The organism is Bradyrhizobium jicamae, from assembly GCF_018130215.1.
GTDB lineage: Bacteria > Pseudomonadota > Alphaproteobacteria > Rhizobiales > Xanthobacteraceae > Bradyrhizobium > Bradyrhizobium jicamae_A.
The window spans coordinates 19,667-32,614 of the sequence record NZ_JAFCKQ010000019.1 but is presented as its reverse complement, the minus strand read 5'-3'; the positions used below and the strand labels follow the sequence as shown (position 1 = coordinate 32,614).

10 protein-coding genes are annotated in these 12,948 nt (G+C 65.3%); 9 read left to right on the top strand and 1 reads right to left on the bottom strand.

What is annotated here, in order from left to right; translation table 11 throughout:
* Positions 1-19 precede the first annotated feature (19 nt).
* The 4 genes from JQ586_RS20910 to JQ586_RS20895 all read left to right on the top strand — a co-directional run bounded on the left by JQ586_RS20910 (position 20) and on the right by JQ586_RS20895 (position 5,557).
* Positions 20-673 carry an OmpA family protein gene (locus tag JQ586_RS20910; protein WP_212396496.1) on the top strand — a complete coding sequence of 218 codons (654 nt, stop codon included), beginning with the start codon at positions 20-22 and terminating at the stop codon, positions 671-673.
* A gap of 328 nt (positions 674-1,001) precedes the next feature.
* Entirely contained in the window at positions 1,002-1,919 is a 918-nt protein-coding gene (locus JQ586_RS20905; protein WP_212396495.1) for an efflux RND transporter periplasmic adaptor subunit, read from the top strand.
* The gene (locus JQ586_RS20900; protein WP_212396494.1) at positions 1,919-5,065 is read left to right on the top strand and encodes an efflux RND transporter permease subunit; all 3,147 of its coding nucleotides are present in this window, start codon (positions 1,919-1,921) and stop codon (positions 5,063-5,065) included. The genes JQ586_RS20905 and JQ586_RS20900 overlap by 1 nt, the downstream gene beginning before the upstream one ends.
* Before the next feature lie 87 nt (positions 5,066-5,152).
* Positions 5,153-5,557, top strand: a complete 405-nt coding sequence (locus JQ586_RS20895) for a nuclear transport factor 2 family protein (protein ID WP_212396493.1) — start codon at positions 5,153-5,155, stop codon at positions 5,555-5,557.
* 242 nt (positions 5,558-5,799) lie between these two features.
* On the opposite strand, the gene JQ586_RS20890 is transcribed toward JQ586_RS20895, so the two are convergent.
* Positions 5,800-6,474, bottom strand: coding sequence for a Crp/Fnr family transcriptional regulator (locus tag JQ586_RS20890; protein WP_212396492.1), 675 nt, complete (start codon positions 6,472-6,474; stop codon positions 5,800-5,802).
* A 222-nt stretch (positions 6,475-6,696) separates the two neighbouring features.
* Between JQ586_RS20890 and JQ586_RS20885 the strand changes: the two genes are divergently transcribed.
* From JQ586_RS20885 to JQ586_RS20865, 5 genes are all read left to right on the top strand, one after another.
* Positions 6,697-8,763, top strand: a complete 2,067-nt coding sequence (locus tag JQ586_RS20885) for an AsmA family protein (protein ID WP_212396491.1) — start codon at positions 6,697-6,699, stop codon at positions 8,761-8,763.
* A gap of 136 nt (positions 8,764-8,899) precedes the next feature.
* Positions 8,900-11,329, top strand: a complete 2,430-nt coding sequence (locus tag JQ586_RS20880; RefSeq protein WP_212396490.1) for an adenylate/guanylate cyclase domain-containing protein — start codon at positions 8,900-8,902, stop codon at positions 11,327-11,329.
* Between the two features lie 168 nt (positions 11,330-11,497).
* Positions 11,498-11,860 (top strand): hypothetical protein, encoded by a 363-nt coding sequence (locus JQ586_RS20875; protein WP_212396489.1) that lies wholly within the window; start codon positions 11,498-11,500, stop codon positions 11,858-11,860.
* A 213-nt stretch (positions 11,861-12,073) separates the two neighbouring features.
* On the top strand, positions 12,074-12,283 hold the full coding sequence (locus JQ586_RS20870; protein ID WP_212396488.1) for a cold-shock protein: 210 nt from the start codon (positions 12,074-12,076) through the stop codon (positions 12,281-12,283).
* A gap of 171 nt (positions 12,284-12,454) precedes the next feature.
* Complete coding sequence (locus JQ586_RS20865) at positions 12,455-12,706, top strand: hypothetical protein (RefSeq protein WP_212396487.1); 252 nt, start codon at positions 12,455-12,457, stop codon at positions 12,704-12,706.
* Positions 12,707-12,948 lie beyond the last annotated feature (242 nt).

Below are 12,948 nucleotides of genomic sequence, written 5' to 3'. Positions count from 1 at the left end.
TCGCGCAGGAGGGACCGATATGTTCAGACCGTCCGGAAACCTGGCGGCGATCCTTGCCATCAGCACCGTCGCCGCCGCGCTGTCGTTCGGCATGTTGGCCGCGCGCGCCGGCGACGACGTCACCGAGGACCAGATCGTCAGGGCCTTGACGCCGGAGAAGAAGCCCTTGACCCGCGGCCTGTCGGTCGGCCCGCAATCCTCACCCGCACTGAACGCCGATCAGACCAAGTTCGTGCAGAGCGTCCGCGGCCGCGCCACCCGCTCGCTGTCAACCGCCGAGCGCGAGGAGATCGCGACCATCGTCCAGGACAAGCCGAAGATCGATCTCGAGATCAACTTCGACTACAACTCCGCCGATATCAGCGCGAAATCGATGCCCTCGGTGCAGGCGCTCGGCCGCGCGCTGACCAATCCCGAATTGAAGGGCTCGACCTTCGTGGTCGCCGGCCACACCGACGCCGCCGGAGGCGAGGAATACAACCAGGGCCTCTCCGAGCGCCGCGCCGACGCCATCAAGCGCTACCTGGTCGACAAATACGGCATCGCCAGCAGCGATCTCGTCACCGTCGGCTATGGCAAGAGCAAGCTGAAGGATCCGAGCCAGCCGATGGCGGACGTGAACCGCCGCGTGCAGGTCGTGAACATGGAAAACAAGGCGACCGCGTCCAAGTGATGGACGTGGCGTGGCCTGTTTTTGCGGCTAGAATGCGTCCCGCACCCTGGCGGGACGCATTTGCTTTTGGGACAGCCCCAAAGGCAGCCCTTGCGTGACTGCTTCACATGACGTCAGAGCATGATCTTCGAAATGGGCGCCTGGCGTCCGCATGCTCAAGCAGTGAGATGGCGAGCAGGATGACCTTCCGACCGATGCACATGACGCGGCTAAAGCGTTTTCACGCGAAGTGGATCCCGCGCGAAGAAAACGCCTCAACACAAGAATCGAGAGCTCCGTTCCGATCCCATCGGAACGGAGGCAGCTCCAGTCCTGGATTGATCCGGCGATGAACTTTACCCAATACCTCAGGCCCGCACTCGGAACCGTCTTCTTCGTCGCGCTCGGCGTCGCCTATTACACGTTCGAGCATCGCTCCCGTCCGGAGGAGAAGGAGACACCGGGCCAGGCCCTGGTCGTGGTGACGAAATCGACCCAGGCCTGCTTCTCGGACATGGTCCGCGTCACCGGGTTCATCGTGCCACGCCGAGAGGCCCAGGTGAACGTCGACCAGGAGGGCTCCAGGGTCACCGACGTTCTCGTCCGCGAAGGCGACATGGTCGCCGAGAACCAGGAACTGGCGCGGCTGACCCCGCCGCCGCAGCAGGCCGCTCAAGCCAACGCCCGGCCGATCTCGTTGCGAACGCCGGCAGCCGGCCTCGTCACCGAGGTGCGCACTGCGGTCGGCGCGCCGGCCTCGCCGCAGGCCGGTCCGATGTTCCGCATCTCTGTTGGCAACGAGATCGAGCTCGACGCCGAAGTGCCGGGCTTCCAGCTCCTGAAGCTCAATCCCGGCGCCACCGTGCGGATCAGCCGGGACGACGCGCCCGACATGGTCGGCAAGGTCCGCCAGATCTCGCCGCAGATCGACCGCACCACCCAGCTCGGGCATGTCCGCATCTCCCTGAACAACAATCCCACCCTCAAGGTCGGCATGTTCGCGCGCGCCAATATCGACGCCAAGCGCTCCTGCAACGTCGCCGTGCCGCGCACCGCGATCGACCGCCTCACGCTGCAGGTCGTGAAGGGCAACACCGTCGAGACGCGCCGGGTGCGCGTCGGTCTGACCAACGATACCTTGACCGAAATCCTTGATGGTCTCGACGCCGGCGAAACCGTCGTGGCCGATGCTGGTACCTCGCTGCATGACGGCGACCAGATCAAGACCGTGTTCGCCGAAGACCTCGATCGCACGCGGGCACGCTAATGGCTTTGAACATCTCGGCATGGTCGATCCGGAACCCGCTTCCCTCGATCGTCTTCTCGATCATCCTGCTCGCGCTGGGCTGGATCTCGTTCACCAAGCTCGCGGTGACCCGGCTGCCGAGCGCCGACATCCCGGTGATCTCTGTCGCGGTCTCGCAGTTCGGCGCAGCGCCTTCGGAACTTGAATCCCAGGTCACCAAGACCATCGAAGACGGCGTGTCCGGCGTCGAGGGCGTGCGCCACATCTCCTCCTCGATCACCGACGGCCTCTCGGTCACGACCATCCAGTTCGCGCTCGAAACCAACACCGACCGCGCGCTTAACGACGTCAAGGACGCGGTCACCCGGGTGCGCGCCAACCTGCCGCAGAACGTCACCGAGCCGCTGATCCAGCGCGTCGACGTGATCGGCCTGCCGATCGTGACCTATGCCGCGATCTCGCCCGGCAAGACGCCGGAGCAGCTCTCTTACTTCGTCGACGACGTGGTCAAGCGCGCGCTGCAGGGCGTGCGCGGCGTTGCGCAAGTCGAGCGCATCGGCGGTGTCGAGCGCGAGATCCTGGTCTCGCTCGATCCCGACAAGTTGCAAGCCGTCGGGCTGACCGCGGTCAATGTCAGCCAGATTCTGCGCGGCACCAATGTCGACGTCGCCGGCGGCCGCGCCGAGATCGGCAAGAATGACCAGGCGATCCGGACGCTTGCCGGCGCCAAGACGCTGAACGAGCTCGCCGGCACCATGATCCCGCTGTTCGGCGGCGGCGAGGTGCGGCTCGACGATCTCGGCACCGTCACCGACACCATCGCCGACCGCCGCACCTTCGCCCGCTTCAACGGCGAGCCGGTGGTCGCCCTCGGCATCAAGCGTTCCAAGGGCGCCAGCGACGTGGTGGTCGCGGCCGCCGTGCAGAAGCGCATCGAGGCGCTGAAGACGGCCTATCCGGACGTCGACCTCAAGCTGATCGACACCTCGGTCGAATTCACCAAGGGCAATTACGAGGCCGCGATCTCGACCCTGTTTGAGGGCGCGATCCTCGCCGTCATCATCGTGCTGCTGTTCCTGCGCGACATCAGGGCCACGATCATCGCCGCGGTGTCACTGCCGCTGTCGATCTTCCCGGCATTCTGGGCGATGGACATCCTCGGCTTCTCGCTCAACCTGGTCTCGTTCCTCGCGATCACGCTGTCGACCGGCATCCTGGTCGACGACGCGATCGTCGAGATCGAGAACATCGTCCGCCACATGCGGATGGGCAAGACGCCTTACCGTGCGGCGCTGGAAGCCGCCGACGAGATCGGCCTTGCGGTGATCGCGATCTCGCTCACGATCATCGCGATCTTCGCGCCTGCCAGCTTCATGTCCGGAATTGCCGGCCAGTTCTTCAAGCAGTTCGGCATCACTGTGTCGGTGCAGGTGTTCTTCTCCCTGCTCGCCGCGCGCTTCGTCACGCCGATGCTGGCCGCCTACTTCCTCAAGCACCAGGCGCATGACGAGCCGCCGCCCGGCCGCATCCTGCGCGGCTATCACAGCCTGGTCACCTGGTCGGTGAAACATCACTACATCACCGTGCTGATCGGCTTTGCGGTGTTCGCCGCCTCGATCTGGAGCATCACGCTGCTGCCGCAGGGCTTCCTGCCGGCGCAGGACACCGCGCGGTCACTGCTCGCGATGGAGCTGCCGCCCGGCTCGCAGCTTGCCTATACCGAGAAGGTCACGGAAGAGATCGTCGCACGCCTGCGCAAGCGGCCCGAGGTGCGCAGCGTGTTCGTCGACGGCGGCCGCGTGCCGCCGGGCATCCAGGAGGTTCGCCGCGCGGCGCTGATCATCAACTACACGCCGAAGCAGGATCGCAAGATCACCCAGCGCGAGCTCGAGCTGTCGATCAGCCAGGAGCTGGAGAACGTTCCCGATATCCGCTTCTGGTTCCTCGACGAGAACGGCCTGCGTGCGATCTCGCTTGTCGTCACCGGCAACGACAGCAACATCGTCAACAATGTCGCGAGCGAGCTCGCGATCCAGATGAAACGGATCCCGATCATCGCCAACGTGATCTCGGAGACGGCTCTGGATCGACCGGAACTTCGCATCCGTCCGCGAGCTGAACTTGCAGCCCGGCTCGGCGTGTCGACCGAAAGCCTGTCGCAAACCATCCGCGTCGCCACCATCGGTGACGTCGGGCCGGCATTGGCCAAGTTCGACGCAGGCGACCGCCAGGTTCCGATCCGCGTCCAGCTCGAGGACAATGCGCGCAGCGACCTGCAGATGCTGCAACAGCTGCGGGTTCCGCTCGGCTTGCATGGCGAAAAAGGCGGCGTGCCGCTGTCCGTCGTCGCCGACATCCAGCTCGACCAGGGGCCGACCAGCATCAACCGCTACGACCGCGAGCGGCAAGCCACTGTCGCCGCAGACCTCGTCGGCAACGCCGCGCTCGGCGACGCCACCAAGCTGATCTACGACCTGCCGGTCATGAAGAGCCTGCCGAAGGGCGTGAAGGTCTCCCCGTCGGGCGACGCCGAAAGCCTCAACGAGCTGTCCGACGGCTTCGCCACCGCGATCACCGCCGGCCTGATGATGGTCTATGCGGTGCTGGTGCTGCTGTTCGGCACCTTCCTGCAGCCGATCACCATCCTGTTCTCGCTGCCGCTTTCGATCGGCGGTGCGATCGGCGCGCTGCTGCTGACCGGCAAGCAGCTCACGACGCCGGTGTGGATCGGCATCCTGATGCTGATGGGCATCGTCACCAAGAACGCCATCATGCTGGTGGAGTTTGCGATCGAGGCGATCCGCGACGGCAAGCGGCGCGACGAGGCGATGATCGACGCCGGCATGAAGCGCGCCCGCCCGATCGTGATGACCACGGTAGCGATGGTCGCCGGCATGATGCCGTCGGCGCTCGCTTTCGGCGCCGGCGGTGAATTCCGCTCGCCAATGGCGCTCGCGGTGATCGGCGGCCTGTTGTTCTCGACGATGTTGTCGCTGGTGTTCGTGCCCGCGATGTTCATGGTGATGGACGACATCGGCGCCCTGACCTGGCGCATCGGCAAGCGACTCGTGGTCTCGCATGCCGATCACGAGCTGACGCCGGGCGAGCATCCATCAGAGCCGGCCAAGAAGGGGCCGCCAGCCACGATGTCGCCTGCCGCGGAGTAGAGCCGAAGCGCAACGCTCGAAAGTTGTCGATCGAATCTTTCTCCCCATATGGTAGAGTGCTCTCCTTTAGGGCAGGAGGACGCGCACATGGACCGGGAAGCGATACAGCGATTGGTCAACCAGGCTTATGCCGCTCGCAGCAGGGGGCAGGTCGAAGAGCTCATGGAAGCATTTGGATCCGATGCGACCTTCGAGCTGTTCGGCGACAAGAGGACGCTCCCCATCACCTGTACCATCAGCGGTCACCAGAACATCAAGCAGGCGCTGAAGCAGTTTTCCACGGACTTCGAGTTCCTCGAGCGCGAAATCACGAGCTTTCTCGTCGATGGTGATCGCGCCGCCGTGCACTCGAGGCTGAAGATCCGCTTCGTTCCCAAGGACCGCACCTTCACCACCGAATTGGTCGACCTCTTCAGGTTTGAGAACGGAAAGGTCGCGGAGCTGGTTGAATTCACCGATACAGCTCAACTGAAGGAGATCATCTCAGCCTAGCGATGGACGGCAAATATCAGGAATCAAAACCCCTGCGGTCAACGGGAGGACCGCAGGGGTTTCCAGGTGGATGGCGTGAGGCCAGCAAGGCTGGGTGTCACCCCAAGGACCCGCGCCGACAATCAAAGCGATGCCGCGCGGTTCCCGCAAGCAAGTCTTTTGAGCAGCCCGGTATACGTAGGTATACGAAAATATGTGCGCGAGACGATCGGGTCTTCGCGCCCGCGTTGCAGGTAGCGGCCCTAGTCGTTGCGGGCCACCGCGGTGAGCTTGGGCATGTTGTGCAGCAGGATGCGGCCGCGCTGCAGGTCGAGAATGCCGTCCTTGCGCCAGGTCTGCAGCTGGCGGTTGACGCTCTCGCGCGCGGCGCCGACGAACACGCCAAGTTGCTCCTGCGAGATGTGGACCTCGGATCCGAAATCCTCCGCCAGCGCGCACAGCCGCCGCGCCAGCCGCACCGGAAGCGGCTGCAGAACGGATTCCTCCATGCGCTCGCTCTGCCAGCGGATGCGCTGGCAGAGCAGTTCGATCAGCCGCACCGCGACCTTGGGCTCGCGCTCCAGGAAGGTGAGGAAATCCTCGCGTCGCAGCACGAATAATTCGCTAGCCTCGCCCGCAGTCGCATCCGCCGTGCGGTCCTGGCCGTCGAGCACCGCGACCTCGCCGAACAGGTCGCCGGGCCCCATGAAGTTCAGCGTCAGCCGGCTGCCATCGGGGGCGCCGGTCTCGATCCGGATCTGGCCGCGGCGGACCCCGAACAGGGCATCGCCGGCATCGCCCTTCTGGAACAGCACCTCGCCCGAGGACAGCTGCTGGGTGTGGCAGAGGCTCGACAGCCGCTGCAACTGGTCCGCGCCGAGATCCGCGAACATCGGGTTCATCTTCAAAATCACCGCAAATTCGGCCTGTTTGCTCATCCTGTGCCTTCCAAATCGATCCAAACGCGTCCCGCCCCTGCCGGTTAGCAAAGTTCACCCTGATGGGAGTGTGTCGTGCGTCACATAAGTTCATGCCGGTAACGGATTATTTTTCCGGCCATTGGAGCGAACCTGCGTTTCCGGGATAGTCTCGGGCGACCGGACACGGCCGCCCGCCGCTGAACCGATCGATTGCCGCCTTGCCGGCCCTGGAACGACGACATGAGAGCATTGAAATTCGCCGGGCTCGCCATCGCCGCCATGATCGTGATCATCGTCCTGCTGGCGGCGGTCGGGATCCCGTCCTCCTTCCTGACCTCGGCGATCAAGCAGCGGGTGGAGCGTGAGACCGGCTACAAGCTCGCGATCAATGGCGGCGCCAAGATCAGGCTTTGGCCGACCGTCAACCTGACGCTGAGCGACGTTGCCCTGCAGGACCCGAAAGAGCAGGAGGTCAACAACCGCTTCACCGCGAGCAGCATCCAGGCCGAGACGACGCTGTCCAGCCTGTGGTCGGGGCATCCCGATATCAGCGACCTCGTGATCGTCCGGCCCGTGGTGAATGTGCCGCTGCAGCGCGAGCGTATCAGGGACGACAACCCGCTGGCGAAATCCGCGACCTCGGGCGACGCCGGCGCCTTTGCCATCCACCATGTCAGCATCACGGGCGCCACCATCGTGTTCGCCAATGTCCGCGACCGGGTCGAGGACCGGATCGAGACGCTCAACGCCGCCAGCGTCGGTGACGACCGCAAGATCGTGATTTCCGGCAATGCGCGCGCCGGCGACAGGCCGCTGAAGTTCGAGATCCGGGCCACGGCGCCGACCCAGCCGCTGGAGCGGCAGAACGTGCCGGCCGACTTCAACTTCGACGCGCCCGGCCTGTTGCCCGGACCGATCAAGGCTCATGCCGAGCTGCGGCTGAACGGTACGGTCGCGATGTTCAACGGCGTCTCCGGCATGCTCGGCGACGGCGGCTTCACCGGCTGGGCCTCGGTCGATTTCGCCAGCAACAAGCCGCTGGTGAAGCTCGATCTCGACTTCCAGCGCATCGCGATCGCAAGCGTGCCGGATGCGGCGGCGCAGGCCTCCGGCGCCTCCTGGAGCAACGCCTCGATCGACCTCGGCGGGCTGAATTATGTCGACGCGCAGGCGAAAATCTCCGCAGCGGAACTTGTGATCGGCGACGGCCGCTTCGCACCGGCGGCGATCGATGCGCAACTGAACGGCGGCGTGCTGAAGGCCCGCCTGGCCAATCTCGGCGCCTATGACGGCAACGCCAATGCCGATCTCACCATCGATGCCTCGACCGCCAATCCGGCTTACGTGCTCGGGCTCGACCTCAACGGCGTGCGCGCGCTGCCGGTCCTGAAGAGCCTCGCCGGGTTCGACAAGCTCGACGGCCGCATGCAGGCAAAGATCTCGCTGCGATCGCAAGGCACCAGCGAGCGTGCCATCGTCGCGGGTCTCGGCGGCACCGCCTTCGCAGTGTTCCAGGACGGCAAGATCATCGGCCTCAATGTCGCGCAGATGATCCGGAACCTCACCGCCAGCACGCTCTCCGGCTGGCAGGAGAGCCAGGAGCAGTCGACCGATCTCAGCCAGCTCTCCGCCTCCTTCAAGATCGACCAGGGCCAGGCCGTCACCACGGACCTCAATCTGGTCGGCCCGCTGGTGAAGATGACCGGGGTCGGCACCGTCGACATCAACACCAGACAGATCGGGTTCCGGGTCGAGCCACAGCTCGTGATGACGACCGAAGGCCAGGGCCGGGCCGGCAATCCGGTCGGCTTCGGCATTCCCGTGATGATCGAGGGGCCGTGGATCGCCCCGCGGATCTATCCGGAGATGCAGGGCATCCTCGACAACCCCGAGGCCGCCTATGCCAGGCTCAAGCAGATGGGCAAGGGCCTGTTCGGACCGAACGGGCAAGGGCTGACTCAGGGCCTCAACCAGGGTCTCAATCAGGGTCTTGGCGGCCTGACCAACCTCCTCAACGGCGCGCAGGGCAATGGAACCAACACTTCGCCCGGCACCGGTGACCGGGCCACGGGTGGCGCATCTGGCGGCCAGCTCGGCGAGACCATCGGCAACCTGCTGCAGCAGGGCCTCTCCGGTCTCAATCAGAACACGCCCCACGGCAGCCGGGGTCTCGATCAGGCCGCGCCCGCAGCCCCCACCGCGGACCAGCCCGCCCCGCCGGCGCCCGCCGACCAGCCCCCGGCCGATACCGCCCAGCAGGACAATCCGGCGATGAACGACGTGCTGCGGCGGCTGTTCAACCGCTGACCACCCCGAACCGCCTCCGCCAGACGCCAGGGCTAACCATGCGGCCCGAGGCACCGCCTTGGCCCCTCGATCCGTGCTAAACATCCTCACGATACTGCGACGCGCCCGGTACATTTGAAGGGGCGGACGAGGCTGGATGAACGGGGTCAAGGACAAGGTCTGGTTCCTGCGCGGAGGCTTGTTCGCCAAATACGTCCTCGCGCTGGTCGGCCTTGTCGTGTTCGTGCTCGCGGTCAACGGCGCGCTCGAGACCTGGATCAGCTACCGCGGCATCAAGACCACGCTGAGGGACGCGATGAGCGAGAAGGCGGATGCCACCGCCAAGCGCATCGAGCAGTCGATCGCCGACCTCGACCGCCAGATCTCCTGGGCGACGCGGGCCTATTCGAACACGCTGGCGATGCGCCGCGCCGACTACACCCAGCTGCTCGCCCAGGTGCCCGCAGTCAGCCAGCTCACCTACATCAACGGCCAGGGCCGCGAGGAGCTCAGACTGTCGCGCCAGACCGTGACGGTCAACTCCAACGCCGACTTCTCCCGTGACCTGCGCTTCACAGAGACGCTGAACCTCGGCACCGCCTACGCGCCCGCGTATTTTCGCGACGAGCGGCCGTTCATGTCGATCGGCGAACAGCATTCCGGCTTCAATGCCGGCGTCACCGTGGCCGAGATCGACCTCGGCTTCCTGGCGGATTTTCTCGGCGATTCCCAGGTCGGCCGCCTCGCGCATGCCTATGTCGTCGACCCCAAGGGCCGCGTGCTGGCATCTTCGTCCAAGGGCCCCCCCGTCGGCCGCGACCTCTCCGGCCTTCCCCAGGTCGCAGCCCTGCTCGCCTCCGACGGCACACCGGTGGCATCCGGCACCAATATCGACGGTGACGCCGTGCTGAGCACCGCAACCTCAGTCCCGAAGCTCGGCTGGCACGTGTTTTTCGAACAGCCGACCGCGCAGGCCTTGTCGCCGATCCGCGACCAGCTGGTGCGCATCGCGCTCCTGATCTCGCTCGGCCTCGTGGTCGCGATCATCGCCGGCACGGTGCTGGCGCGGCGCATGCTGGTGCCGATCACAGCACTGCGCGCCGGCGCTCGCCGCCTCGGCGCCGGCGATTTCGGCCATCGCATCGACGTCAAGACATCGGACGAGCTGGAAGAACTCGCGGGCCAGTTCAACAGCATGGCCTCCCAGCTCGCCGAGACCTATTCCGGCCTCGAGGCCAAGGTGAGCGAGCGCACGCGGGACCTCGCGCAATCGATCAACGAGCTGAAGGTGCTGGAGGAGGTCGGCCGCGCGGTCGCCTCCTCGCTCGACCTCAATGCCGTGCTGCCGACGGTCGCCGCCCGCGCGCTCGAGATCACCCACGCCGACGCCGTGCTGATCTACGGTTACGACGCGCCGAGCCGCACCTTCGAGCTGACGCAATCGATCGGCATCGACGAGAACGCCGAGGGCCGTCACCGCGCGATCAACGAGGCCAACAGCCCGCTCGGCGAGGCTGCCGCCAGGGGCGAGCCGCTCACCTTCCCCGACTTGGCCGCCTCGCCCGATCAGCCACTGCGCGACGTCGTGGTCGGCGCCGGCTTCCACGCGGTGCTGGTGGTGCCCCTGGTCGACCAGCAGGGCGTGCTCGGCGCGCTGGTGGTGCTGCGCAAGCTCGCCGGCGATTTCCCGGCCAACCTGATCGGCCTGATGAAGACCTTCGCGCACCAGTCGGTGCTCGCGATGCGCAATGCGCGACTGTTCACCGAGGTGGATCACAAGAGCCACGCGCTGGAGCAGGCCAACACCACGGTGCGCGAGCAGGCCGACAAGCTCAAACGGCAGACCGAGGAGCTCAGGGACTGGAACAAGTCGCTGGAGGCGCGGGTCGAGACCCAGCTCGGCGAGATCGAGCGCATCCGCAAGCTCGAGCGCTTCCTGGCGCCGCAAGTGGCGCAGCTGATTGCCTCCTCCGACGGGCATGAGGGGCTGCTCGACAGCCACCGTCGCGAGGTCACGGTGGTGTTCTGCGATCTGCGCGGCTTCACGGCCTTCACCGAGGCGACCGAGCCGGAAGAGGCGATGAACGTGCTGCGCGAATATCACGCAGCGCTCGGCAAGCTGATCTTCAAGTACGAGGGCACGCTCGACCGCTATGCCGGCGACGGCGTGATGATCCTGTTCAACGCGCCGATCCAGCTCGAGGATCACACCGCACGCGCGGTGAAGATGGCGGTGGAGATGCGCGACACCATCGGCGCCCTGACCGAGAAGTGGCGCAACCGCGGGCATAGCCTCGGCTTCGGCATCGGGATCGCGCTCGGCTACGCCACGCTCGGCCAGGTCGGCTTCGAGCAGCGGCTGGAATATGCCGCGATCGGCAGCGTCACCAACCTCGCCTCCCGCCTCTGCGGCGAGGCCAAGGCGGGCCAGATCGTGGTGAGCCGCCGCGTCTACGGCATGGTCGAGCCTTACGTCGAGGGCCGCGCCATCGACGACCTGACCGTCAAGGGCTTCAACCACCCGATCCTCGCCGCCGAGATCCTGCGCTGGAAGGGCGAGCCGAGCGCGGAGGCGGCGGCGGAGTAGCGGCGAGGCGACGTTCTCATCTGGCTTTCCGGCGAAAGCCGGGACGCGGATGTGGTCTCCGCTCCCGCTTCACCTCCCGCCCACCCACTTTGTTTCAAACTGTGAACACATTAACAAAGCAACCCTCGCGTGTTTGGTAGCATCTGCGCACCTGCAATGGAGGCGACCATGGCTACGATACGCAACGGCATCTCCTTTCTGACCGCAACGGAGGCCCGCGACCCAAGCAATCCCGCGGTGAAAGCCCTGAGCGCAGTCAATCTCGGCGACGTGCGATTTCCATTCGGCTTCTTCATCCGCGAGGGCAAGGGCAAGAAGTTTGTTGTGCCCGCGACCTGGCAGGACAAGCTGAGGAACCTCCGCGTCGCATTCCCGGATTTCCCCGATGATCAGACGTTCCGCGTGTGCGAGGGCAATGACGACGGCCGCGAATGCATCGGCGGCTGCGACGGCGCCCCGGAGGTGATGTGCGTCAAGCTGCACAATCCCGACGAGGGATTTTTCGGCTGCACCTGCATTGACGCCGTTTGAGGCAAGCGCAGCCGCCGGCGCGGCCCGCTGGCGGGAACGCGGCCGGCGCGCGCCTTGTTTTTCTCGGAATAAGTGTGTATATTCGTGTCATTCGATTAGCCGTTGTGCCTTGTTGAATGGTCAAAGCGGCCCTCTTCCAGAGACATCGCCGGTTGAATGGATATGCGAAGGTTTTCGCAGCAACACGCGCGGATGCGCTTTGGAGAAGAGAAAATGGCAACAGGCACTGTGAAGTGGTTCAACGGTCAGAAGGGTTTTGGCTTCATCGAGCCGAGCGACGGCAGCAAGGATGTGTTCGTTCACATCAGCGCGGTTGAGCGCGCCGGCCTGACCGGCCTCGCAGAGGGGCAGAAGGTCTCGTTCGAGCTGAAGACCGACAAAATGCGTGGCAAGACCAGCGCAGAGAATCTCTCGCTGGTGTGAGTCTCCGCTTCGAGCATGATCTCCGCGCAGGCGAGGAACATGCTTTCGCGTCATTCCACGGATGTACTGGAGTGACGATGCAGCCCGCTCGATCGCAACGGTTGGGCGGGCTTTTGCGTTATGATTGCCCTTTGCGCGTGATCGCGCGGATGCGCCAAACAGCAGGATGACATGACCATCAAGAAGCTCGATCTCTCGCCCGAAAGCCTTGCGCGAGCAGAGCGCCAGCGGCTTGCCGCCGAAGAGGGCGCCCGCGCCATGGCCGAAGTCGAGCGCGACGCGATCGCCGTGCGCAAGAACATGGAGCGGCTGCGTGCGCTTCGCGAGGCAAGGGACGCCGAGGGATCGCAAGGCGAGGCGGCAACTGCGGCCGACGCGCCGGCGAAGAAAGCCGTGCGGCGCGTGAAGCGGATCGTGCGATAGCGCCGCGCGACACGCGTGCGGCAATTTTGAAAGCATCGACGGCGCTCTTTCACCTCGTCATTGCGAGCCAGCGGGTCGCGCCCGATGACAGACCATGGATCGCTTCGTCGCGTACGCTCCTCGCAATGACGGGGGTGATGTCCTGATTCAATTGTCAAACAGCATCGGGATACACGTCCGCATTCTCGCGACGCCATCGCGCCCGAGCCGTGCGATCATCTCACCCTCATCGAAGGAGAGGG